This is a genomic window from Thalassolituus maritimus, from assembly GCF_900156675.1.
Lineage (GTDB): Bacteria > Pseudomonadota > Gammaproteobacteria > Pseudomonadales > Oceanobacteraceae > Thalassolituus > Thalassolituus maritimus.
The window spans coordinates 236,958-261,620 of the sequence record NZ_FTOH01000002.1; the positions used below are offsets into that span (position 1 = coordinate 236,958).

Annotated in this window: 23 protein-coding genes and 1 pseudogene; 9 read left to right on the plus strand and 15 right to left on the minus strand. The window is 50.5% G+C overall.

Annotated elements, in window-relative coordinates; genetic code table 11:
- Nucleotides 1-25: 25 nt before the first annotated feature.
- From BW941_RS03875 to BW941_RS03905, 7 genes are read right to left on the minus strand one after another with little or no spacing between them, the layout of a single operon-like run.
- Nucleotides 26-799: a ParA family protein gene (locus BW941_RS03875; protein WP_076514349.1), complete on the minus strand. Its 774-nt coding sequence runs from the start codon at nucleotides 797-799 to the stop codon at nucleotides 26-28.
- 11 nt (nucleotides 800-810) lie between these two features.
- A complete protein-coding gene (gene rsmG / locus BW941_RS03880; RefSeq protein WP_076514350.1) occupies nucleotides 811-1,446 on the minus strand; it encodes a 16S rRNA (guanine(527)-N(7))-methyltransferase RsmG in 636 nt (211 codons plus the stop codon).
- Nucleotides 1,447-1,492: 46 nt separating this feature from the next.
- A complete protein-coding gene (locus BW941_RS03885) occupies nucleotides 1,493-2,398 on the minus strand; it encodes an FAD:protein FMN transferase (RefSeq protein ID WP_139325732.1) in 906 nt (301 codons plus the stop codon).
- Nucleotides 2,379-3,551, minus strand: coding sequence for a DUF3570 domain-containing protein (locus BW941_RS03890; RefSeq protein WP_076514351.1), 1,173 nt, complete (start codon nucleotides 3,549-3,551; stop codon nucleotides 2,379-2,381). Before BW941_RS03890 ends, BW941_RS03885 begins: the two co-directional genes overlap by 20 nt.
- Nucleotides 3,551-3,769, minus strand: coding sequence for a DUF4266 domain-containing protein (locus BW941_RS03895; RefSeq protein WP_076514352.1), 219 nt, complete (start codon nucleotides 3,767-3,769; stop codon nucleotides 3,551-3,553). The genes BW941_RS03890 and BW941_RS03895 overlap by 1 nt, the downstream gene beginning before the upstream one ends.
- Nucleotides 3,766-5,118 (minus strand): DUF1501 domain-containing protein, encoded by a 1,353-nt coding sequence (locus BW941_RS03900; protein ID WP_076514353.1) that lies wholly within the window; start codon nucleotides 5,116-5,118, stop codon nucleotides 3,766-3,768. Before BW941_RS03900 ends, BW941_RS03895 begins: the two co-directional genes overlap by 4 nt.
- Nucleotides 5,119-5,128: 10 nt before the next feature.
- Complete coding sequence (locus BW941_RS03905) at nucleotides 5,129-7,408, minus strand: c-type cytochrome (RefSeq protein ID WP_076514354.1); 2,280 nt, start codon at nucleotides 7,406-7,408, stop codon at nucleotides 5,129-5,131.
- Between the two features lie 277 nt (nucleotides 7,409-7,685).
- On the opposite strand from BW941_RS03905, the gene BW941_RS03910 reads away from it, so the two are divergent.
- A complete protein-coding gene (locus BW941_RS03910) occupies nucleotides 7,686-8,837 on the plus strand; it encodes a YbfB/YjiJ family MFS transporter (protein WP_076514355.1) in 1,152 nt (383 codons plus the stop codon).
- On the opposite strand, the gene BW941_RS03915 is transcribed toward BW941_RS03910, so the two are convergent.
- The 4 genes from BW941_RS03915 to BW941_RS03930 form a co-directional block, all read right to left on the minus strand.
- Entirely contained in the window at nucleotides 8,799-9,101 is a 303-nt protein-coding gene (locus tag BW941_RS03915; protein WP_084188595.1) for a helix-turn-helix transcriptional regulator, read from the minus strand. The genes BW941_RS03910 and BW941_RS03915 overlap by 39 nt on opposite strands.
- 13 nt (nucleotides 9,102-9,114) lie before the next feature.
- Complete coding sequence (locus BW941_RS03920; protein ID WP_076514356.1) at nucleotides 9,115-10,464, minus strand: type II toxin-antitoxin system HipA family toxin; 1,350 nt, start codon at nucleotides 10,462-10,464, stop codon at nucleotides 9,115-9,117.
- A gap of 287 nt (nucleotides 10,465-10,751) precedes the next feature.
- The gene (mnmG, locus tag BW941_RS03925) at nucleotides 10,752-12,650 is read right to left on the minus strand and encodes a tRNA uridine-5-carboxymethylaminomethyl(34) synthesis enzyme MnmG (protein ID WP_076514357.1); all 1,899 of its coding nucleotides are present in this window, start codon (nucleotides 12,648-12,650) and stop codon (nucleotides 10,752-10,754) included.
- Between the two features lie 352 nt (nucleotides 12,651-13,002).
- On the minus strand, nucleotides 13,003-13,851 hold the full coding sequence (locus BW941_RS03930; RefSeq protein ID WP_076514358.1) for a hypothetical protein: 849 nt from the start codon (nucleotides 13,849-13,851) through the stop codon (nucleotides 13,003-13,005).
- Nucleotides 13,852-13,936: 85 nt separating this feature from the next.
- Here BW941_RS03930 and BW941_RS03935 point away from each other — a divergent pair, with 85 nt between their 5' ends.
- The 8 genes from BW941_RS03935 (at nucleotide 13,937) to BW941_RS03970 (ending at nucleotide 21,166) form a co-directional block, all read left to right on the plus strand.
- Nucleotides 13,937-14,485: a TetR/AcrR family transcriptional regulator gene (locus BW941_RS03935; RefSeq protein WP_076514359.1), complete on the plus strand. Its 549-nt coding sequence runs from the start codon at nucleotides 13,937-13,939 to the stop codon at nucleotides 14,483-14,485.
- A gap of 150 nt (nucleotides 14,486-14,635) precedes the next feature.
- A complete protein-coding gene (locus tag BW941_RS03940; protein WP_076514360.1) occupies nucleotides 14,636-15,478 on the plus strand; it encodes a metal-dependent hydrolase in 843 nt (280 codons plus the stop codon).
- Between the two features lie 4 nt (nucleotides 15,479-15,482).
- Complete coding sequence (locus BW941_RS03945) at nucleotides 15,483-16,334, plus strand: metal-dependent hydrolase (protein WP_076514361.1); 852 nt, start codon at nucleotides 15,483-15,485, stop codon at nucleotides 16,332-16,334.
- Nucleotides 16,335-16,467: 133 nt separating this feature from the next.
- Nucleotides 16,468-17,973, plus strand: a complete 1,506-nt coding sequence (locus BW941_RS03950) for an RES family NAD+ phosphorylase (protein WP_076514362.1) — start codon at nucleotides 16,468-16,470, stop codon at nucleotides 17,971-17,973.
- A complete protein-coding gene (locus tag BW941_RS03955) occupies nucleotides 17,970-18,422 on the plus strand; it encodes a hypothetical protein (protein WP_076514363.1) in 453 nt (150 codons plus the stop codon). The genes BW941_RS03950 and BW941_RS03955 overlap by 4 nt, the downstream gene beginning before the upstream one ends.
- Before the next feature lie 562 nt (nucleotides 18,423-18,984).
- Entirely contained in the window at nucleotides 18,985-19,317 is a 333-nt protein-coding gene (locus BW941_RS03960) for an antitoxin YezG family protein (RefSeq protein WP_139325735.1), read from the plus strand.
- A 125-nt stretch (nucleotides 19,318-19,442) separates the two neighbouring features.
- On the plus strand, nucleotides 19,443-19,994 hold the full coding sequence (locus tag BW941_RS03965; RefSeq protein ID WP_076514365.1) for a hypothetical protein: 552 nt from the start codon (nucleotides 19,443-19,445) through the stop codon (nucleotides 19,992-19,994).
- Between the two features lie 32 nt (nucleotides 19,995-20,026).
- Entirely contained in the window at nucleotides 20,027-21,166 is a 1,140-nt protein-coding gene (locus BW941_RS03970; protein WP_217693563.1) for an ADP-ribosylglycohydrolase family protein, read from the plus strand.
- Between the two features lie 221 nt (nucleotides 21,167-21,387).
- Here the strand turns inward: BW941_RS03970 and rhuM are convergent.
- The 4 genes and pseudogenes from rhuM to BW941_RS03985 all read right to left on the minus strand — a co-directional run bounded on the left by rhuM (nucleotide 21,388) and on the right by BW941_RS03985 (nucleotide 24,397).
- Nucleotides 21,388-22,022 (minus strand): annotated as a pseudogene (gene rhuM / locus BW941_RS17710) (RhuM family protein).
- Nucleotides 21,971-22,192, minus strand: coding sequence for a hypothetical protein (locus tag BW941_RS17715; protein ID WP_139325736.1), 222 nt, complete (start codon nucleotides 22,190-22,192; stop codon nucleotides 21,971-21,973). The pseudogene rhuM and the gene BW941_RS17715 overlap by 52 nt, the downstream one beginning before the upstream one ends.
- A 59-nt stretch (nucleotides 22,193-22,251) precedes the next feature.
- On the minus strand, nucleotides 22,252-24,177 hold the full coding sequence (locus BW941_RS03980; RefSeq protein WP_076514366.1) for a DUF2075 domain-containing protein: 1,926 nt from the start codon (nucleotides 24,175-24,177) through the stop codon (nucleotides 22,252-22,254).
- Nucleotides 24,170-24,397, minus strand: a complete 228-nt coding sequence (locus tag BW941_RS03985) for a helix-turn-helix domain-containing protein (protein WP_076514367.1) — start codon at nucleotides 24,395-24,397, stop codon at nucleotides 24,170-24,172. The genes BW941_RS03980 and BW941_RS03985 overlap by 8 nt, the downstream gene beginning before the upstream one ends.
- Between the last annotated feature and the right edge of the window lie 266 nt (nucleotides 24,398-24,663).

Genomic DNA, 24,663 nt, shown 5'->3' on the forward strand with positions numbered 1-24,663 from the left:
TTTCCATCTGCCCTGAGGGCGGTAATTATTTGCTCGCGGTCATACGCCGGTTAAGTTCACCCGCCAAAGCCAGATAGGCCAGAGCGCCTTTTGATACCTTATCGTACATCAACACCGGCAGACCATGACTCGGCGCTTCCGCAAGGCGCACATTGCGCGGAATAACGGAGGTAAAGAGCTTATCGCCAAAATGCTCCGTCAGCTGATCAGACACATCTTTGGTCAGGCTGTTGCGCGGATCGTACATGGTGCGGATCAGACCGGTAATCTCGAGCTGCGGATTCGGGCCAGACTGAATCGAAGTGATGGTCTGCATCAGTGCGCTCAGTCCTTCCAGTGCGTAATACTCACACTGCATCGGAATCAGAATGCCCTGCGCGGCGACCAGCGCATTCAGCGTCAGCATATTCAGCGAAGGCGGGCAGTCGATCAGGATATAGTCGTAATCAGGGAGTAACGCCTTGAGCGCGTTATTCAATTTCTGCTCTCGTCCAGTCACTTCCATCAACTCGACTTCTGCCGCCGTCAGGTCGCCATTCGCAGGAAGTACATCGAAGTTGGCTTCTGGCGCTGGCGTTAAAGCCTGCCCTGCACTGCAGTTAGACACCAGAACGTCGTACATAGAACGTTCGATTTCGTACTTATCCACACCACAACCCATGGTGGCGTTGCCCTGCGGATCGAGATCAATCAGCAACACCCGGCGCTTAGTCGCCGCCAGCGACGCTGCCAGGTTGACCGCCGTCGTCGTTTTACCAACACCACCTTTCTGGTTAGCAATAGCAAAAATGTGAGTCACGCTGTTGATCCTTATGAGACAACCGGTAGCAGGCGCAGCAGATGACGCTCGCCGTCCACGCCCGGTATTCGAAGTTCGGTGACCTGAGTAACCTCAAACTGGCCTTTCAAGTCATCTATTTCCTGCTGTGGATATTGTCCTTTCATGGCCAGAAAACAACCATGGTCAGCCCGAAGGTGCTTACACCAGCCGGTCATATCAGCGAGTGAAGCAAAAGCACGGCTGACAATCATATCGAAAGGTTCCGGGGGATGATATGCCTCGACTCTGTCATTGACGATAGTGACATTTTCGAGTGACAGAGAGGTCTTTGCCTGAAACAGGAAGCGCGTCTTTTTTCCGTTACTGTCGAGCAGGGTAAACCGTTTCTGCGGATTCATAATCGCCAGAACGATACCCGGAAGACCCGGGCCGGTGCCTACATCAATAATGTTGTCGGCATCCTGAACTGCAGGATGCACTGCCAGACTGTCGAGCAGATGCAGCGCCACCATGCCGGACTCATCGCGGATGGCCGTCAGGTTGTAGGCTTTGTTCCACTTCTGCAGAAGCGCCAGATAGTTAAGGAGGACGGTAAACTCATTGTCAGAGACCTCGATACCAAGGGCCTCTGCGCCCGCGCGAAGCTGCTGTTCAGATGTACTCATTGCCGGATTATTCTGGAAGAGGAAAAGGCCGCGAGTTTATCACAGGTTAGCAGTCAGTCAGACTGAGCAATGATAAATCCGGCCGAATGAGCAGAGCGTTGACCGCCTGCGATCGCAGCCAGCCTTCGCCCGACGCCTCTTTCAGCATGGCAATCGTCGAAAGCGTGCCCGCCAGCAGGCAGGACGGCGCAACTACAGTCACAGATGCCCAGTAATCCACCGGAAACCCGCTTTCGGGATTAAGAAGGTGGCAATAGCGCTTGCCGTCTTTTTCGAAGAATCGCTCATAGTCGCCGCTACTGGCCATACCGCCCTGATATACGGGCAAAGATGCGATCGCGTTTTCCGTATCGCGCGGATGACGCACGCCCAACTGCCAGGGGCTGCCGTCCGCGTGCGGCCCGAGAACGCAAAGATCGCCACCCAGATCGACCACACCACGGTTAATGCCTGCCTGACGAGCAATCGCGGCTGCTGCATCGACTGCGTACTCTTTGCCGATACCGCCCAGATCCAGCTCCATATCAGGCGGCATCGTCAGGTGCGCCTCTGATATTTCAATGCGGCCGAGTCCGATCCGGGGGAGTAACCGCGCCAGCGTGACCTCTGAAGGTAACTGCCCTGCGCGGAAATCCCAGGCCTGACGCAGAACGCCAGAAGAAATATCAAACAGGCCATCACTCTGCTCAAAGCAGGCACAGGCATAGTTAATCAACCAGAGCGTTTCGTTATCCAGGCCCACTTTCTGACCTGCGCGCTGGTTAATATCAGAAAGAACGCTGTCATCACGATAGCGACTGTATTTCGCTTCGATACGACGGACTTCGCCTTCCATGGCGTTAATCACATCGGGCGATGTCCCTGCCGGCAAATGAAAACAACACGGCGACGCCATGGCACGAAACTCATGTGCCAGATAGGTCGCTCTGGCGTCAGAGTGTTTTGTACTCAATCCCAAGGCTCACTATTGAATAGTCCACCAGCGCCGGTGCTTCGTCGTCAGGCGTCTGCAGCAACATCATATCTTCGGATGACATGTATTGCTGAATGTCGCCACTGATATGCCAGCGCCCATAACCCGCACTCGCTGCAAGACCGACGTTAAATGCGCCGTAGGAAGACAATCGATAATCCGAACTGCTGTACTCACCGGCTTCAGCGGGCGTCAGCCGATAAAACCTGGCCTGCGTCTGCCGGTAGTAGCGTAACGAAGGGGTCAGCTTAAAACTGAAGCGCCCGGCGTTCAGTGCCTGCGCCCAGCGGGTTTCCAGCGTGTTGGAATAAATGCCCCAGCTGTCGGTGTAAAAGCGATAATCCAGATGCAAAGCAGCACCGCCACCCACCGCAAAGTAGTGGCGCGCCCGCGCATCAATCAGATACTGAGAGCGCTCACCCGGGCGATGGTCGTCCAACTTATAAGGATCAGACAGATATCCGGAGAGTCGGGTGAACCCTGCACCAATCTGTAAAGCCAGATTCTTGTTGATCACCTGAGAGACGCCCTCGTAGAGAGAAACGCTACGTTTCACCCGGCCATCGGCTCTGCGTCTGGCTTCTGACAGAAACTCATCGGTCGGTGCCAGTACGTCATACGACAAGGTCAGTGAGCCCATCAGAGTCGTGTGTTTATTCATCAGATTGAGTGAGCCTTCAGCACCAACGGCCACCGAGTCATAGTCATTCTCGGTCGAGATCGCCAGTAAGCCCCCCAGGGTGCCATCAACACTATCCTCAAAGTAGCGGGTAGGAGCGAGTTTCAGGTCAATCCGACGCTCATCAATACTGGCACCGCTCATCAGCACGGCACTCTGGCCTTCCGAGTTTTTGTAGGTCTGCATAGGCGATGCGCCTGACATCGTCTCGTACTGCAGCTCGCTGTTCAGATACCATTGACCGACTAATGGCCGGCGATAGCCGAGCTGGTGAATATCAATACTGTACCGCGCCGTTTCGTCAGAAAAGGTTCGCGATTCAGGTATATCGGCTTCCTGATACTGGCTGAACCGATAGCTTACCGCCTGCTCTGTGGGTACTGGCTCGGCCTGTCCTGCAAGTGGCGCCGCTGCCGCTGCCAGCGCCGCCAGAGAATTCATGGTTTTCTTCATCAGTTACAGCCGCAGCCGCCTCCTGCCGCTGCGCCACCGCCGGACGAGCCTTCCTTAGAATGGTGAATATGATTATCGAGCGAGGCTTTTAACGGATCGATATCCCAGGCCATCACATCGTGCGCGAGGCGCCCGCGGTCCCAGGGCTCAACGGCAGAGCAGCCCGAAAGAACAGGCAACAACACAGACAGCAGGCCTGTAAACAACAGTGGCTTCATCCAAATATCCTGAAGTCAGGTACGTTAAGAGGGTAATTGTCAGCCAGCGAGGAGCTGCCCACGCCCATCAGATTTCGTATGGCACGGTTAACATGCTGCGGCGTGAGAATCTCGCCTGCGGCATCCGGCTGCCCCGTCGTAAGATTCACCGGCTGAGACAAAAACTCGGTGGTTGATGCACCAAACACGCGGCCGCCGCTCGATTCAGGTCGCAGTACCAACATACTGGTCACTGGCCAGTGATCCTTACCGTTACCTGAGTTGTAGTAGGGCGTTCGTCCAAAGTCAGAGCCGACAACAACCGTCGTGCGATCGGCAATACCGGCGTACTGCAAAGCCACCATCATAAAGTGAATGCCTTCGAGCAGGTCCCCGAGGTCTGGGTAGGCATTGGCGTCGTGATTTCCGTGCGTGTCAAAACCACCAAAGTTCAGGTTGGCACTGGCAGTCAGGCCCGCAGCCATTGAGGCAACGACCACCTCGGCCTGGCTCTTGAGACTGTTGGCGCGGTTGGTGTTCCAGTGATCATCGCGAAGGACATTCGCCTGAAGATCTTCCAGACGCACCGTCAGCTCAGCGAGATTGCTGTCGGTATTACGGATACCAAACAACTGCTGTAGCTGTTTACGTCTGAGTGGCAGTGGCTCGCTATCCAGCTGACGCTGTATGCGTGCCCGCTGTGCTGCCTCAATATGGGAATACTGATCCACCCCACGGTTAGCAGTACGGAAGTGAAAGCCGCGGTCATCGTAGTAGCTGTTCGGGTCAGCAACTTCACTGACAAATCCGGCGCTACTGGCACGGGCTCGCGCAACCAGTGAGTCTGTAAAGTCATACCCACCGTTACTGATATAAGCCATCGGCAGCGTCGGTGCGACCGATGCCGCGAAATACGCGGCCAGGCTGGGGTAGCCGGTCTCATCGTTACCCGACCAGACGAAACGGTTGCCCGTATCGTGATTGTTGGTGCCAGTATCGATGCCGTTAATCACCGTCAGCTTATCGCCATGCGTGGTGAAAAAATCGTCGAACTGATCATTGATGCGCTGACGCACCAGTTCATCATTAGAGACCCCTTCAGGAATGGCGCTCCACTGAATATTCCCGAAGGTTTTATTACTGTCGAGAGCAACCGAATTAGTTGAGCCTTCGTAGCGGTCTGAGCGATCCTGATAGGCTTGATTAAGCCCCTTGGGGTCGCATATCGATGTCGGGTCCCAGCCACCGCTGGCATTCACCACAATCAGAAAACGATCAGGCGCCGCCGCCTGTACTTTGGGTGCCCACAAAGGCGCCTGTGCAGTCAGGCCCGCGGCCGCCATCATCTGCAGAAAATTACGACGTTTCATAGCGGCCTCCTTATTCGTACACGAAACGGTAGTCAGACATGAGATAGGTCAGCACCGCCATCCAGGCACGGATGCTGTAGTACTCATCCTGCTCAATGCGCTCTTCTGATGGCAGGTCGCCATCTGTGCGCCCGTCAGCCTGACGAAGCCAACGCGCCCGGCACTCCCACTCCAGCCAGTTACTCGGCTGAGGATCATACTGCTCCCGGTTGGCCAGCATGTTCTGACCCTCATTCAGTACCGCCAGGAAAAGATCGTAGGTTGCCTGTTCTTCAACACTTCCCGCACTGATGTCTTCACCCAGTAGCACCCAATGCAGATAGCGGATGTTTTCTTTGATGCGATCAACGGCTGAGGGGTTAGCTGCTCCCTCGAGGTCGAATGGCAGCGTCTCAATTTCTACATGCGGAAAGAGGCGACGTTGCGAAGACGCATTAAGAAAATCATACGCCGTTGAACGGCACGCCATCTCGGTCGCCATACGATTCTGAATCGCGATAATCAGGCCGCCCGGCTCACGAATCCGCTCTGTCACACTGTCCGAGTCCATACCACCGTACATAATGCGGTTATCTTCCCAGCGCAGCTCGTCCCAGCCAAAACCAAAGATCGCCTGCAACTTGGTCTGCATCTGTTCCGGACTGATGAACTGACTGGCACCAATATGATCGTTCACCGCCAGCTCTTCCGCATTGACGCTCGCGGCACGGTAGTAAGGGCTCATGATCAAGGCTTTTACTGCGGCCTTGATATCCCAACCATCCGCGACCATGGCATCCGCCACACTATTGAGAATGGCGCGCTGACTGTTATACGCCAGCTTTTCATCGTCGGACGCATCAGCCGGCGGTGCGGGGAGCACCTCCTGGCCAATCATACCCTCATAGAGCGTGCGTACCGTGGCACGGGCAAATCTCGGATCGGCTGCAATCTCGCTGCCGAGCCATTGCAATAAAGTACGGAACTGGCCTTCTGACCCTGACAGTGGCGCCTGCTTACCGCCCAACCCCGGTGGCTCAATATCCGAGCCGTCCCAGTCATTAACAGAAGAGCTGCCCGTTACGATATATCGACCACGATCTGTCCAATGCTGGAATGAAGAAGACACGGGGTCCATAACCTGATGGCAGGCGTAACACGCCGGATCGAGGAGAGTCGGGTTGCTGACACCAGAACCAATACCGTCCTCAGGGCGATCCCCCTCGATGGCCAGAATGTCGGTATCCAGGAAGTAATCGAACACGATACGCGCGCGGTGACGGTTTCTGTTGGTTCGCGTCGTCGGGTAGCGATTCAGAAACATGGGAGAGGTCAGAACACCGGCATGAGGAATCCCCCCTAACTCGTATTCAAGCTGTTTGGTGACACGAGCAGGGCGGAAGTCACTCGGGTCATAATTAATCTGCACACCATTTTCATCACACACGGGTTCAGCCAGCTGACGGAATTCGCCGGACTCAACCAGCTCTGCTTCATACACCTGCTGGCTGTACCAGTTCACCATCATGAAATCGGCAGTCATATAGAGGGTGTGAGGCAAATCATTCATCGCCGCATAACGGATAAGCTCCAGAGGTTCACGAGCCACGGAATCGTTGGTCACAGTACGCACACAGCGACGGATACTGCTCTGTTCATCTCCAGCATATACATTGTCATACCACTTACGATTCGGGTAATCATCGCTGTCAAGCAGGTTGATGCCACCTTCATTCAGGTTGCTGGTGAGGTACTTATCGGTGAGGAGCTGCTCGTTGAAAAAGCTCATCAGGCTATCGTAGAAGCCGGGCTCCAGATGCATAGCATCCAACGAGGTACTGAGACCTGTATCCGCACTCTCCGCAACTTGAGCTAACTCAGTGCCAGTAGGCAAACGCCCCACCAACTGAAGTGATGCTTTGCGCAAAGTCAGTGCCGCAGACTGGTTTTCCACACCCTGAATGGTGGCCAGCGCATCCGCGAGATTCTGGCCATTGAAGGCATATAGAATGTATTCGGCGGTGTCCGAAGCACAATCATCGACGCACGCCTCAACATCGCCAATGGGCATCGTACGGCTGATTTCATCCGTTAACACGGAAAAAGACGAGCAGGTTGCACAGCCAACGAGAGAGGGGCCGACAGAGGTACCGTTACCATCCAGCCCGTGACAGGACGCACACATCTGCTGATAGTGAGCATGCCCGGCGGCGTTGTAGCCATCATCGGCAAGTTCACCGCTGTAATTTTTATCGCACCCGACCAGCCAGAGAATCGCCATCCCGACTGCCAGTAATTTTAGGAGATTCATACCCTGTCCCGCGAGGCATACGCCCAGTTCCTGTTGACCGCCCGATGTTATAGCAGTGGCCCCGTTGAAAAAATGTGACCCGCTACGAAAAACCCTGTTTAGTACAGGGATACTTACTCTCCGATGACACAAATGCGCCAGTCCCATCGATATGCCGTAATCCTGAGACGAATCACGCCGCCGATAAGTTAAATAATGAACAGTGTGTTCATCCAAAGTCGGGATGCTCTGCCTCGGGCGCATCTATATACTGTCGGCCTTAGTAATGAGGACCGTCATGTCAGCCCGTAGCCCCCTCTGGCCTCTAGTCGCCGCCGCCACCACCCTGATCGTCGTTCATGGGTTTGGTCGTTTTATCTATACCCCTTTGATTCCACTGTTAGTAAGTGATGGTTTACTTACTCTTCAGCAGGCGGCACAGCTGGCTACCTGGAACTATGTCGGTTACCTCGCGGGCGCCATGGTCGCACTTTTTGCGTATCAGAGTGGTTGGGGCCGGAGCGCCCTGCTTACCGGCGTGCTCGGCAACGCAGTCATTACGCTGCTGCAGGTGGGCGGCGATTACTTCCCGTATATGGCGGGCCTTCGCCTCTTCAACGGCATCACTAACGGTATTGTTTTTGTACTTGCGCCGGCACTGGTGCTGGAATGGCTGGCGGTACGCAACAAGGCGACGTTGAGTGGCCTCATGTACCTGGGTGTTGGCGCAGGCTTATTGCTCAGCAACCAGATCGTTGAAAGCACCGCTATCTGGCTGCAAGGCAACGACCGCTGGATACCCGCCGCGATGATCAGTATTCCGCTGGCGCTCTGGTCCGGCATTTACCTGTTCCGCCTCAGCTCAGGCGATGCACCTGTCAGCCGCGATGATCACTCTGCTTTATGGGATAAACAGAGTACTCCGTTATTTTTATCCTACTTTGGTGCGGGTCTGGGCTACATATTGCCGATGACCTTCCTGCCTGCGGTCGCGCAGGAATGGAGCATCAATGTCACACCCAGCCCCTGGCTGATCGCAGCGATTGCTTCAGTGCCGTCGATCTTCATCTGGAATTCTCTGGGCAACCGCCTGGGCGACCGTAACGCCCTGATCCTCAATTACGCAGTTCAGGCCGCGTCTATTGTGGCGATTTTCATACTGCCGGCGAGTGAACTGGGCCTCTGGCTATGTGCCGCATTAATGGGGGGCAGCTTCCTCGGCGCCGTCTTCCTGACCCAACGACTGGCCCGTGCAATGCACCCACATCAGGGGCCACGATTGAGCGCCGCCCTGATTGCACTTTACGGCGTGGCCCAGCTGCTCGGACCTATCGTTGCCGAGGCGGGGATTCATATGGGGGCGACCTTGTCATCGACCTTTATCTGGGGCCTCGGCGCCTGTGTGTGGGCATTATTGCTTATGCTCAGAGTTCCGGTGCAGCCTCGCTAACCCCAACTGCAGCCCAAACAGTTTCAGGAGTCGATTAACCGTCTGAATCGTCGGATTGGCTTCATCGGACTCAATCGCAACAAGGGTACGCCTGGAAAGACCACATAGCTTCGCGAATTCTGCTTGATTCTGCGTTGCAATATTGCGGCGTAGCACCCGTATTGCGCCGCCCAGCGACAATTCACCAGAACCAACCGAGGCTTCAACCCAGGTCAGAACCTCTGTACGCGACATCGTTTTAAAATCGGGAATATTTTTTGTCATGACAAAGAAGTTCTCATAGCAATCCCCAGCGCTTCAGGCGGTCAGGCATCGCCTTCAGATTGAGGCCGTGTCGTTCAGTGTTCATCACCTCTGCAGGCACTCCTGATTCACTGGCATACACAGGCAAATCGATGAGTCTTAAGGCAAAATCTCGCAAACCAGCCCATAATCGCGCTGCGTTGAGATTGGTTGCTGCGGCTGCTTCGTCACAGATTTCCCGCCAACGGAAATTACCACCCACTTCATTGTCCACATGCCAACGGCTGGTACGGGTAATACCTGCTTCATCCAGCACCATAGGCGCAAGGTCGTATACAGGGGCAAGACGGATCCCACCCTTAAGCCTCAAGACCGAAGTATTTCGTCCATGGTTATCACTGTTGCCCAAAACCACATTCAGCAGGTCCCTGCGCAGGTATTCCTGCACCATGGTCTCTACTTGATCCGTCTGATCGTAAATATTCCACAGATGCGCAAGCTGCTTCAGGTAGGTCGAGTGCGCCACTGTCGCGCCCGGTTCTATTACGCCGGCGATAGAATAAAGAGATTCGACCGCATATCTTTCCATTCCATCATGGCCCAAAACCCGATCAAATCTTGGCATCCACAGGCTCGCTGTTTTGCTCTGAAGTCGGCCCGATTCAACATATAAATCCGACGAGATAGCATCGAATCCTAACCGTCCAGCCACTTGATAGTAAGCATGTTCGGTCTCCAGAATCAGGCGGTCGCTTTCCAGAGAATTCCCCTGCCTTGAACTGCGGCGCGGGAATTTTACAAGAAAATGCTCTCGAGCCTGCTCATCCGGCAGTGAGCCATCGGGATAATAAAGACCGTCACTAGCGAGAGTCAGCTGGTATTTAGGCGCATCACCGCCGGCACCGGTAGCTCCACCCACCGCAGCTCCATGCGACCTGGCGTAATCAAGAAATTCTGTTGCCTGCTCAAGCACTTCAGACATAGGAAATCCGATCAGCTGAAAATCAGAAGTGTCGGTCACGCTTTCTTTAATACGCAGATTGCCGACAGGGGCGCGGGTACAGTTGGCTAATAACTGAAAATCATATCCGGGCTGCTGGATGTCCGGCAGGTTGAGCTGCTGCCCCCAATAACGGCGGGCGGCTCCCATAGGCATAATATCCAGCAGAAACGCGGGCCAATGGGATGTCTCATGCGGGAAGAAGTCGAGCGGAAAACGGGCGCTAACCAGTGCAGCAGGGTTTCCCTGAAATCGTGCAACATATCCGGCATCGTATTCCAACGTAACCGCACCATGACGGCCAGCCTCCGGATCACTAAAATAGAGTTCGCACGCATCCTGCCAGGCACCACTCAGATAGGTCTGAACTGTTAGTTGCGACATATTTCACCTATCCACAATGAGCATGATAATGCACTATTAATACAGAACCAGCATTAAATGTGCAATATATGACTCATTTAGTCCATTAGACGCAGATAATGTGAATTATAGTGCTCACCATACTTATGCACTGTGTCATCCCAGCATATTCTCCTTCCCACACATAGGAGAAGACGTCGAAACTGATCAACTGATGCTCCACGATCCAAGTATCATAAGTCGAGTGAAGGTTAATCCACAAAGCAACACCGGAGGATACGAAAGAGAGGTGCAAGCTAAGCGCCCGATCAGGCGCTCATTTTGCCTGCGAGATTACGCTTCTTCAGATGAATCAGAATCTGGCTGATGGCTGCAGGCGTAATGCCCGAGATACGTGATGCCACACCCAACGTAGCGGGGCGCACGGTCGCCAGCTTCTGCTTCACTTCGTTCGAGAGACCGCCAATGGCTTCATAGTCGAGGTCTTCTGGCAGCAGGGTGTTTTCGTAGCGACGCAGCTGCTCGATTTCTTCCATCTGTCGGTTGATATAGCCGTCGTATTTGGCCTGAATCTCAACCTGTTCTGCGACCTGAGGGTCAGCAACGGCGTCACCCTTGAGCGGCGCGACCTGTGAGTAAGTCAGACCCGGGCGCTTGAGCAGGTCATGCAGGTTATATTCGCGGGTGATGCCCGCTTCGCCCATGCCTTCCAGCGCGATCGCCTCTTCTGTTTTGGGCTGAACCCAGGTGGTTTTTAAACGCTGAGCCTCGGTTTCGATGGCTTCACGCTTGGCAGTGAACGCCGCCCAGCGCTCATCATTCACAAGACCGAGATCACGGCCGATTTCGGTTAGACGCAGATCCGCATTATCTTCACGCAGCACCAGTCGATATTCAGCACGGGAGGTGAACATGCGATACGGCTCTTTGGTGCCCATGGTGATCAGGTCGTCGACCAAAACACCGATGTAAGACTGGTCACGACGCGGTACCCAGGCGTCTTTCTCGAGCGCGCGCAGGGCCGCATTAGCACCGGCCAGCAAGCCTTGAGCACCGGCCTCTTCATAACCCGTGGTGCCGTTAATCTGGCCCGCAAAATAGAGGTTATTCACAAACTTGGTTTCAAGGCTGTGTTTGAGATCCTGAGGGTCGAAATAATCATATTCGATGGCATAACCCGGACGGGTAATGTGCGCATTCTCGAAGCCCGCCATGCTGTGGATAAGATCCAACTGCACATCAAAGGGCAATGACGTCGAAATACCGTTCGGGTACAGCTCGTTGCTGTTCAGGCCTTCGGGCTCAACAAAAATCTGATGACTGGTTTTATCCGCAAAGCGCGTGACCTTATCTTCAATCGACGGGCAGTAACGCGGGCCAACGCCTTCAATCACGCCCGCAAACATAGGCGAACGGTCCAGATTAGCGCGGATAATGTCGTGGGTACGCTCGTTGGTGTGGGTGATGTAGCAGCTCACCTGCTCTGGGTGTTCATCCACAGAGCCCATAAAAGACATCACTGGCAGCGGTGTATCGCCCGGCTGCTCCTGCATCACAGAGAAATCCACAGAACGACGATCAATACGCGCAGGCGTGCCGGTTTTCAGGCGACCCACATTAAACGGCATTTCACGCAGACGTTTTGCCAGCGCAATCGCGGGCGGATCACCGGCACGGCCACCGGAGTGGTTTTCCATACCAATGTGGATAAGTCCGCCTAAGAAAGTACCCGCGGTCAGAACAACGCTGGTCGCATGAATACGCATATTGGTATTGGTGACCACACCCGCCACGGTAGAACCCACACCGTCACCCTGCATAATCAGGTCGTCACAGGCGGCCTGAAAGATATCAAGGTTCGGCTGGTTTTCCACAATGTGGCGGATGGCGCTGCGATACAGTGCGCGGTCAGCCTGGGCACGAGTAGCACGCACGGCCGGGCCTTTGCGGCTGTTAAGTGTACGGAACTGAATACCGGCTTTGTCGGTAGCACGCGCCATGGCACCGCCCAGTGCATCAATTTCTTTCACCAGGTGGCTTTTGCCGATGCCGCCAATGGCTGGGTTGCAGGACATCACGCCCACGGTGTCTGTGTTATGCGTCAGCAGCAGTGTCTTCGCGCCGGTACGGGCCGACGCCAGCGCCGCCTCGGTTCCGGCGTGTCCACCACCAACAACAATCACGTCATAACGAACGGGATAATCCACAACTCACCTCAGTTCCGGTTCATGGGCAGGCACTTAAAGACCACCCAATGTAAAAAGGGCGCGTATTGTAGCACCCGGGAACTCAACCTGATAGCCAGTGTTTGAATTTTGTACAGATGGTTTATACACAACCGTTTTCAGTCATGTATAAACAGGGATAGTTTTTTCCACAAAGGTGGCACAAACGGATAGAAGCCAGAAACTACAGGGGCTCCGGATGTGGATAACCCTGTACATTAATGTGGATATTTATTGAGTGACCTATCAGCTTTTTAGGTTATCCAGAAACTTAAACATGTTTTCCTGAAACTTTATTCAGGTTTTCTACAGAGTTATTCACAGATATTTGGAGCTATTCTGTCGTTTCTGCAGTCTCGTCTGTTGTTTCATCCGTCGTCGTATCTGTGGTTGTATCTGTTGTGGCCGTTGCCGAGGTGTAGCGCGCATACAGAAGCTCTTCTTCTTTGCGTATGAACAACTCCAGCTCGCCATTGGCGTTAACCGAGGCATAGCCCGGCGCGTTGGTGACGTTAAAACCGGGACAATTCTTACGCTCTGACAACTGCACGGTGTAGAGGTTGACCTCTTCATTGAGAATCCGGATCGTCCCGCGCGTCGTGCAACCGGTTGCCGGGGTCGCAACACTGACCTCACGGAATGAGAGCTCGTCGCCTACCTCGGTGAGATAAAGTTCGTACCCCGTCGACATCCACTTGCCACGCAAGGTCGCCAGCCGCGAGTTCGTATCCCAGGTACCGTCGTTGCTCAGTGTAAAGCCGCCTGGAGCCGTATCACTGTCGTAGTCACCAACGAGCGTGTCATCGGTTGTCGTTGTCGGATAAAGCAGGCCTGAGAGGGTGAAATCTTCCGGTGCGCCCCCTGCAACAAACTGGTTCGCTGCAGTGTCACTGGTGGTGTAGGAGTAACCACTCAAGGTCATTGTCGCTGTAGCACTGTCGTTATCGAGCGCCACTGTGCCGTAAAAGGCGATGGTTTCATCAAAGCCGAACACATTGCCGTTATACATCAGCATCCTCAATGCCCCGGCCTGATCAAGCTGACCATTCCACAAACCATTCAGCCTCAATGTCGGATCGGAGACGCTATCGCCCTGATCGTTAACAATGTCGTCCGATTCCTCTTCCTCCAGGCAGCCAGTCGCAAACAGAGGTAGCAGTATGAAAATAAGCACGCGTAACATGGTCAGTCCTGATCGAGTCAATCTCACCAAAGCTTAGTTCATCTGCCGGATTTTTCCGGTAAAGAACGGGAGACAGGGAGGCACCATGTCCGAGACGCGCGCCCAGCTGAAACATATCGCTATCGACCAGATTCAACAGGCGAATCTGGCCGCAGCCAGCTTTCGTGAACTGGGAAAGGCAGCGGGCATCAAGTCCAGCTCTGTGCACTACCACTTCCAGAGCCGCGAGCGACTCCTCACTGAGCTACTGCAAGATTACGACCTCAAGTTCTTCAGCGAACTGGATGCTGCCACGGCAGGCACCCATCGACCACGTCAACGATTGGGGGCGCTGATCGATGTATTTGAGAGCTTCCATACTCATCGCCGCCAATGCATGAGCCTTGCCTATGCGGCCTCGCCCCACGAACTCAGCGATGCCAGTCTCGGCGCTGTGAATACATTCCTCGAGCACATGGAACGCTGGGTAGAAGACGCGTTGCAGAAAGCGAGCCTGTTACCCATTCCGAAAGATGAACTGGCCTGCGTCATTGTCTCTACTCTCGAAGGCTCATTACTGTTTGACCGCCTGAGCGACAATCCGCGACACCTGCACGCTGCACGCAGCTGGATTGCCTCTCTCAGCAGCTACTGACTCTTTCTGGCACTTTTCATGGCCTGAAACGACACATCTAGCAGGGCAACTTTGTCCGAACTCCACCTGTCACAAGCCTTATACAGCGACTATCGTGGTTAACAAATGCACAGAAAACCACTGAGCTAACCGCAGTAAGGCAGGTAAATCATGACTAAAACAGCACGTGAAATCAGCGCTGATATTGAATTTCCCGGTCGCAAAATGGACTTTGGTTTCGACTTCGAAGACTTGCCTCGTTACTGGAACGATAACGACGCATTCAAGACACACTTTATGAACGCACTCTCATGCCTGTTCCTCGAAGGCGAGCGTATGTTCATCGATGCCGTGCGCGACAGCCAACATCTGGTCAAAGATGAGAAGCTTTTGTCACAGGTGAAAAGCTTCATCAAGCAAGAAGCCATTCACGGGCACGAGCACCACAAATTCAGTGAATACCTGGATTCTATGGGCTACCCGGCGACCAAAGTAGAAGACTTTGAGCGCAAAGAGAAAAAGCTCATGCGTAAGTACATGCCAGCGAAGCGTCGTCTGGCGATTACCTGCGCCGTCGAGCACTTCACCGCCATTCTGGCGCATCAGGTGCTGACCAATCCAGAAGCCACTGAAGGCATGGACCCACGTTTCAAAGAAATGTGGACATGGCACGCCATCGAAGAAACCGAACATAAAGGCGTCTGCTACGACGTTTACGAGCAAACGGGCGGAGGCTATTGGCTGCGCGTCTTTGCCATGTTTAACGTCACCTGGATGTTCTTGTTGCGCACTGCCATAGTGCAGGGGATCTTCCTGTGGAAAGACGGTAAGCTGTTTAAACCGTCTACCTGGAAATCAGGTTTCAAGTTCTTCTGGAAAAAGCCCGGGCTGATCCCGAGCATCTGGAGCGACTACAAAGATTACTACCGCCGCGACTTCCACCCATGGGATCACGACAACCGTGAGCTGCTGGGCGAATGGCAGGCGGGCCACGATAATTATAAGACTGTATAAAACTATGACTGATAAACAAGCGACCGCCCGCAATGTGAGTGCGGGCATTGAATTTCATGGCCGTAAAATGGACTTCGGATTCGAATTCGAAGACCTGCCGCGTTACTGGTACGGCAATGACGCCTTTAAAAGCACCCTGATGAACGCGCTTTCTTGCCTGTTCCTGGAGGGCGAGCGCCTGTTTATCGATGCAGTCCGTGACAACGAACACCTGGTGAAAGACGAACGCCTGCAAAAGCAGGTGAAGAATTTCATCAAACAGGAAGCGATTCACGGTCACGAGCACCATATGCTCAGCGAATACCTCGACACGCTCGGCTATCCGGCGACAAAGGTAGAGGCTCAGGAACGCGCAGTAAGACTCTTCCTCAAAAAACACGTCCCGGCGAAAGACCGTCTGGCCATTACCTGTGCGGTAGAACACTTCACCGCCATGCTGGCTCATCAGATGCTCACCAACAACGAGCTGACCGACGAAATGGACCCACGCATCCGCGAAATGTGGAAGTGGCACGCCATCGAAGAGACCGAGCACAAAGGCGTCTGCTTCGACGTGTATGAAGCCGCTGGCGGAGGCTACTGGAAGCGGGTATTCCACATGGCCACCATCACCATGACCTTCGTCATGCGACTCAGCACAGTGCAGGCGTACTTCCTGTGGAAAGATAAGCAGCTGTTCAAATGGTCGACCTGGAAATCCGCGTTCCGCTTCTACTGGAAAACGCCTGCGCTGATCCCGACCATCTGGAAAGAATACAAAGACTACTACCGTCGCGACTTCCACCCATGGGAGCACGACAACCGCGAACTGCTCGAAGGCTGGGAAGCCGAGCACGACAACTACAAAGCGGTATAACTCTATTCGGCGGCCACCTCAAAGTGGCCGCCAATGTCTTACCTTATTTGCCTTTACCAGACACCCGTTTTAGACTCGCTGCAACCGGGCCAGAACCCGGCACCTCACATGGAAGTATGGATATCCCAGCGTCATGGCCGATTTCGAACTAGAAGACCTTCAGGGCAACCGTTACCGACTCCGACGCGGCTCAGGCCCCGGTCTGTACCACCCAGAGAACCTCTGCACGGGTGGCAACTTTGATGCCGAACGTCTGCTTGGCCACTTCAGCACAAGCAATATCGACGACAGCTTTAATCACTTCTATTTCGACGTACTGTCAAAGTTGGATGACCGTCCGTCATGCCCGCGGCAAGCGCTGACCAAAGCCATTGCAGCCAACTACCTGACGCTCGAGAAAGTCGATACCGCTCGAGCAGTCGACGACGAAGTACCCGATGATCGCCCATTCCTGCGTGTGCAGATTGAAAACGCCCTGCGTCAGATCGTCGAAGGCGAACGCCGCGAAGCCGCCATGCACCAACGTCAGATGGATAAAGAATCCACCGTAATGAAAGGCCTGATCTACACAGGCGCCTTCATGACCGGCATCGGTTCATCCGCCTGGGGCCTTGCAGTACAGGTAAAAGAGCTCAGCGACGTCATCAACCCATTTAAGAAAATGGAACACCATGCCAAAGCACTTCGTGCCGCATGGGAATCGGACAACTTCGCAGACACCTACGCCGAAACTTATCTGAGCGGCGAAAAGCGCGAACTCGTTGAAGCCATCGGCTTCGACCCGAGCCAGATCACCCAGCAGCAGATCGACGAAGCGATTGCCATGACCGACCTGGTGCTCAACGACGAAACCCTGCGCGACATTTTATATCGCTTCGTCAAAGACTACGCCGAAGCCCAGCACGCCATCGAAATCACCGAAGTCGCAGGCTCTGGCGCATTTGAATTGATCCTGACCATCATCGTCGCTGCCGTCACAGGTGGTGCAGGTGTGGTTGCCGCCGTTGGCAGCAAGATGCACCTGGTGCGTAAGTTCAACAAAGTCGGTGACCTGTTAGCTGACTTTGCGAAAGCAACCAAACAAATTAAGAACCGTAAAAAAGCGTTCAATGGTAAGAACACCGGCCCAGGCAAACTGGAATCCGTCGATGGTTCGGTGAAGAAAACCGATGCGCATGGGGCTGAGACGGGAGAGGTGAGTAAGTCTGTAACTGAAAATACATGGCACACCTCAGATGCCGCTCCGAAAATTCAGGGGGTTTTAAACGGTATCGACCCCAAATATCTCAATCCAGATAGCAGGTTTGGTCCCGCGTTCTACGTAGGAGAAGAACCAACAACAACCATTGCAGAATTGGCACATCACAATGTAGATGCCAAATTCAGTATAAGATTTCAACTAAATAAAGATGCAATGAATACCCTAGACTTAACCGATCCTGAGATTGCGAGAGAATGGGGATATTCTGGTGGACCTATATCCTCCGAAACAAAGTCGATTGGCGCAAAGGCGGCGTCATCAGGCTACAATGTGATTCGTTTCCCATCAGAGAGAGCACCTGGTGGGGTCAACAATGCGGTTCTCTCTGACTTCAATGAAATATTAAAACCACAAAGCGTATCTCCGGTGAAATTATGAAACTATATCTATTAGAGTACACGTGTTCAGAGTGCAGCCAAAAATTTAAGTCTCCCACGCTCACAGGAAGTCCATATGGGGAATTTATTTTGCGCAGCTCCACTCCCGGAAAGATTGCATATTTGAATGCGTTAATCGATAAAACATATGATGAAGTCGATGAAATAATGAAGTCATCAGGTAGGGTATACAACATATATGATCTTTATAAGGTATATTCTTACTCTGCCTGTGATCCCGATGAAAACGGAAATTTATACGAAATAGGAAAAAATCCCACCTGCCCTAACTGTGGCTCATTAGACGTGGAGAATTGGATAGGAACATATCCAGAAGAATTCATCGATATAGATGTCCCTTACCTTAGCCACGAGAAATGGAATATAAAAGATAAATCAGAGAAAACATCTATCATCATCGATAAAATGAATAAAATGAATTTGCTTTGATAAATATCAGCCTAGGAGTTTTTAACTGAGCTTCCGATTTTCTTAAAGGTTTCTCAAGTTAGTAGTGTTGCTGTAAATGTAGTAAGGTTTCAAGGATATTTATCACAAAACTAATCTAAATCTTAACGTCTATCTTACTTCACATGGATCAACGGTAGTTCTCCGTAAATTCGATCATTTCTGCACCTACTACTATAACTACTACGTACTTCATCGTTATCTTCTATCTAAGTCACTGAAAAATAGCAACTATAGAAGGAGTTAAGCTCTATGCTATTAAAGTGGAGCAATACTCTAATGCCTCTGTTGAGGTGGCCCTGGCGAGTAGGTTAATTATGCTGGCATGGATGGCAACCTAAACGAAGGTGCACGGAAGTGTATGGAGAATAAGTGGGCGGATGCTTTAAAGGAAGATCCCCGAAATAAGTTGAAGTTGAAGTTGAAGTTGAAATCAATGCATTCTACGATGCAGAAAGCAAACGCACTGAAGCATTTGAAGTAATTTATAAAATTGATGGTGAAAAAACAGAGGCCATCTTCGAGAACATACCTAGTGGTAAATATGAGCTTAACAGTTGATCAAATTTACGAAAAAATAGCTGATAATATAGTTAGTTCGATAGACCAGAAGTGGGAAGCTGCATTTATTGATTTTTTGTACTTTGGAGACGCAGCGGAATATAAAGGAACCTATATACCTGAAGATGGTTCAGAAAAAACTGAATTTAAAGTCGGTTATAAAAATTATAAATTACTGAAAGAATTAAATCTCTTAACTAGTACAACACAGGAACCATGGAATCATGCTAGGTACGTTCTTTCACATAACGGAGAATTTTCAGTAACATTTGAATGGGATCAAGACCTAACCGATGAAATCGAAGCCAACTCCTAAATAAAGTCGGGAAAAATGTTTCATTTTTCGCTTCCCGACCATCATCGTTCGAAGTTATATATCGCATAGGAACAGGCAGGCCAAATCTTACCAACTTTAAGAATCAGCCTGTAGGTTAAATAAGTATGTCTATTGACGATGTATATCTTTCGATAGCAAAAAATATTGTCAATGCCATTCTCGATGATTGGGATGAAGCAGTTGTTGATATTGAGAGGCCTGCAGAAGATGTAATTTCATTTTCAGTGAGTTATTTTTTGAATGGTGATGAAGAGTACTTGGACTTTGACGATATAGATACTCAACAGCTAACTCCAGACGGTAATAAAATGAGTCAGTCATATACGAAATCTAACCAGAAGTTATTTGACGGTTCAGAACAGGAATTTTTTTCAGAAAATTACAAGATGAATATTTCAGATTCATTGATAATTTCTCCTAGTTCTCTTGCTCCTCTCTCTAGACTAGTGAAACTTAGACCTGACGATGTCACAGCGGTTGTAGGGGGCCGAGTAATGTCCTTCGATAATGAAACACTATACAGAGGGACCAAAAAGGGTACCGATTTATATTACTTTACTCCAAATGAAGAAGAAGATTTATACATATTCTCTCTCGGAGAATTTCAGCCGAGTAGGTTTATCTGTATATATAATGGAAAAATTTTTTCCGGCTAGGTAACATCAATTCTATTTTGGTTTGGCTCGCTATGAATAATAAAAGTATCCAAGAATTTTCTTTAAAGATATCAAACCTCGCTAGCCAAGGCCTTTGGTTTCCCAACAGCTCAGAAAAAATGTCTGGCGTTGCTGTCGAGCCCGAAGTCACTGAAATTCAAACTTATATTAACGCCAGAAAGGGGTTTGACCGAGGCCTAATCGATGAAAATCGTCTAAATAACCTCCCCGGCAGTTCACTTAAGCACTCTATTTCTGATCGTGCACGTGGTGCTCTGATTGGTACAGCCGTCGGGGATGCTCTCGGCACAACTATTGAATTTTCTACACCAGGTACCTTTGAACCAGTTACCGAAATTACTGGCGGAGGCCCCTTCAAATTAAAATCTGGCGAATGGACTGACGACTCCAGTATGATGCTATGTCTCGCACACAGCCTGACGCGAAAGGGTACGTTTGATCTAAAAGATCAGATTGATTTGTATGTAAAATGGTGGAAAGAAGGCGCCTTTAGCGTTACAGCCAGCTGCTTTGATATCGGCATGACGGTCCAGTCTGCGTTACAGGAATATCAACAAGCAGGTAATCCAGAAGCTGGCCCTGACGACCCCTACAGTGCAGGAAATGGTTCTCTTATGCGACTGGCTCCGATCCCCGTCTTCTTTCATAGCAACTTTGAAGAAGCTGTATATTATTCAGGAAAGAGCTCTTTAACTACCCATCGTGCTACTGAGGCGGTAGATGCCTGCCGCTACTTTGGAGGATTAATATGGGGAGCACTCAATGGTGCATCTAAAGATGAATTGCTGGATGACCTTTATACTCCTGTTCCCGGTTATTGGGATAAAAAGCCTTTGTGCGACTCCGTGGCTGATCTTATCCGCAACGAAAATTATAAATATAAATCAGCATCAGAGGTTCGCGGGTCTGGGTATGTCATGCACTCGCTTGAAGCAGTTTTATGGGCCTTTTCAACAACGGACACTTTTGAGGAAGGCCTCCTAAAAGCTGTCAACCTTGGTGAAGATGCCGATACAACAGGTGCAATCTTTGGTCAGATTGGTGGGGCATATTATGGTGAACAGGGAATACCTCAGCGCTGGGTTTCTAAAGTAAAACATAATTACTTTTTCTATAAGAAGGCTGATGAGTTAATAAAAATCAGCTCTTAGGCTACTGAGTACTTAGGCAGTGTAGAAATATATAGGCAGACGGTCATCCCTCCGAAAATACTCTAATAATGAGTGGTCCTGCTCAGGGGAAGGTTACACCATCCCTGGTTCAACTGAGTGAGTCGCGTTATCTGTCTTTTTTGAGCACTGCCTTAAGGGCTGAAATATTAGCATGTGCGCCTTCGGCTTCTTTTAAACGGCGGCGTTGCTGAGCAAAGAGATCAAATTCCAATTTCGCCTTCACGAAGATAGTTTTTGGCGATGGTGACATCAGTCTTTCGCACTTCATCGCCTTTATAGCTGGTTAACCCCATATCTGGTTTACTGGCATCCACACGACTAGCAATCAGCTCAGCGGCCGTCATATTTGTACAGGCATAATGCAGTTTATTCTGAATGGTTTGGAAGAAAAGAGTGGTCTCTTTATTGGAAGGCTCGTAGTCTGCCGCCATGGTAAAGATCTCTTTAACTCGCAGATAGACACGACGCTCACTCGCTCGATATCGCGAATGCGTTCCAGCATCTCGTCAAAGTAGTCAGGAACCGCTGAGTGGCCAACGGGGGGATTTTTGAGGCGCTCGTCATCCATGGCAAATCCCTTGATCAGATATTCTTGTAATACCTGTGTTGCCCACTGGCGGAACTGAGTACCACGCTGTGATCGTACTCGGTATCCGACCGCTAGGATAGCTTCCAAGTTGTAATGATCGATTTGGCGATTGACCTGCCTTACCCCTTCTAATCGAACTATCCGGAATTTCCGGATGGTTGCGTTTTGAACAAGTTCTTCCTCGTTATAAATGTTTACAAGGTGCTCATTGATGGTACGGACATCTTTGTCATAAAGCTCAGCCATCGCAGCTTGTGAAACTCGCTCATGTAGTCATCCAGCTCATCCGTTACATCAACAAAACCTACTTCAAAGTCCTCGCTGTCCTGAAACTCACCGTACAGGCACGTTCGCATGTGCCGGGAAGCCTCAATCTTGAGCTCCGGAGTGAGTGATCTACGTTGTCTTCTTGTCATTGAACACCTCTTTGATGGTCAGGCTGCCACCTATCTGGGTGTCCGGGATCATTGAACCACTACAAATCATCTATACAGGGTAATCCGCAAGATTTCAGGAACTCAAAAGTGCCGTCGTAGTATGAACTTTGGCGAGTTAAGTCTGAACTGCACCCTTCAGGTATGTAGATGATCATTCCTTGTCTGGCACGAGTAAGAAGGACACGATAGGCGTTTTCTAGATACTTTCTCGATTGCTGTTGATGCCTGATAGTCCACCTGCTTCCGGAAAAGTTATAGTACTCAAATCCATTTTCCGAGTATCTGAGATCTGCATCCCAGCCAACTATCGCCCAATCTAGTTCCAGTCCTTGCACTTTAAATTCGCTAACCGCTTCTTCTAAAACGTTAGAGCTTCGAATATCACTCTTGTCAGCAAGAAACCAATGTCTCTCATCAACTTGCATAGAATTGAAGACTCCTTCAGCCCTCAATCTTTTACTTGACGAACTCGAGAGGATTCCCATTCTATCTTCACCTCTGCATTGAGCTTTTATCCATGATTTGGCAGCACTCAATTTCCGCGTTAATACGACAGGGTATTTGTTATTTAATTTCTTATACTGAAGCTTCGCTGATTCAGAATCCGAGCCCAGGACTGCATCAATCAATGAAGCTAAGTTTGAAGCTCTGAAAGAACGCTGAGAAGCTGATAAATGAAATTCAGGTCGCTCGTTATATTCCATCAATCGAGTTTCACAGATTTGATCCTTCAACTTCGATGAATAATAGACTTTCCAGTCCGGAAATTTTTCACGAACAGAAGATAACCAAGAAGAAACTCCAGCTTCTCCACTATTGATTTCTTGGCCTGTCCCAACGAGAGCAATAACGACACACCAGTCGGTACGCCTGTTCATACTACTCAAAAGTACATCGGGCTCTGATCCTAAGCCTTTATATTCGGGTTTACTCTTGACGAGATGTTTCTCATCCCATGCCCTTTGAGCCTCATCGAAAATTACAACATGCTCTGCTGGAACTTCTTCACTTAATCCATAGTGTTGCCTGAAGTGATGAACATTTTGAATACTAGTTTTGACTCGAGGCTCTGCTTCGCTCTTTTTTTCTCCGCGAGACATACTGTCTTGTATTAATGCTTGCCTCAGAACATTAACTAACGGGCCATTTCCAGACAAATATACAGCTGTTTCTTTATCATCTTTTGTCGGACGAGTAGCTATGTTTAACCCAACAAGTGTCTTTCCGGCTCCAGGAACACCTGTAACGAAACAAATAGCTTTATTCCTATTTAAATGACACTCATGGATCACTTTCTTGATCTCTCGAGTTGTCGTAGAAAGATTTTTTACTGTAGCATCGCATTGCGCAATATCTTCTACGGCGTTATCAGCATAGAGTGCTCTTGCTGCTTCAATAATCGTTGGCGTGGGCTTATATTTAGATCCTAGCCACGTATTCATATCGATAAGTGGTAGGTCACTTTGAACGTTAGAGAAAAAACTAACGATCTCTTTTATCGATTTACCATTTGTTTTTTGTACTACTGCTATACTCCGATCAATGGTATTGGTTGGTTCGAAGGAGCTTTTAGCTTTTGTAGCGACTAAAACTGGGACTATTAGTCTGTTCTGACTTCCTGCATGAAAATACTGAAAGTCGAGTGCATAGCTTTCTACTTGGCTAATATCACTAGACTTATAACTGGTTTCGCCAACTTTAAACTCTAGAACAAACACTATTCCTTTATACAAGAAAACTACATCGGCTCTCTTCCCCATCCTAGGAATAAGCGCTTCGAAAGCAATATGACTGTCAGCGAAACCAGCTAACTGTTCCCTTAGAATTCGTATTTGCTCTTCCCAAGCCCTTGTCTGCTGATGAACAATTTCTTGCGAGTGTGAGGGAACTATAGATCCAATGATTTTTGCATCAGTATCATTTAAGAAATCTTCAACAGTAGCTGAGTAATACGCTCTATTCATCGTCAACCTCGAAATCAATTAATGACGACATAGAAATATTTAGAGCTTTCGAGAGCCTTGAGATGTTAACTAAAGAAACGTTGCGTTTTCCCCGTTCAACTCCACTGACATAAGTTCGATCAAGATCGGCAAGGCTTGCCAGCTGCTCTTGGCTAAGATGCCTAGCCAAGCGCTCCGTACGCACTCTTTCCCCGAATAAGCTAAGAAGCCGATTTTCCATGATTAGATCCAGCTAAGATTTCTTGACTGGAACTTCATCGTTTAGTTGACTATAAGTCTACGGACTATAAGTCACATTGGGGGTTCTAGAATGAATAATGAGAAATATTTTGCTGAGGTAGAGAGAGAACTACTCTCCCGCTTTCACATAACTCTCGAAGATACCGGCTATGAAAAGCTCGATTGGATAGAAAGGTTTGATTGTGAAGATGCTAAGCAGGACGTAGCTATGTTTGGAATGAAATATGACCTGACTGAGATGGAAAA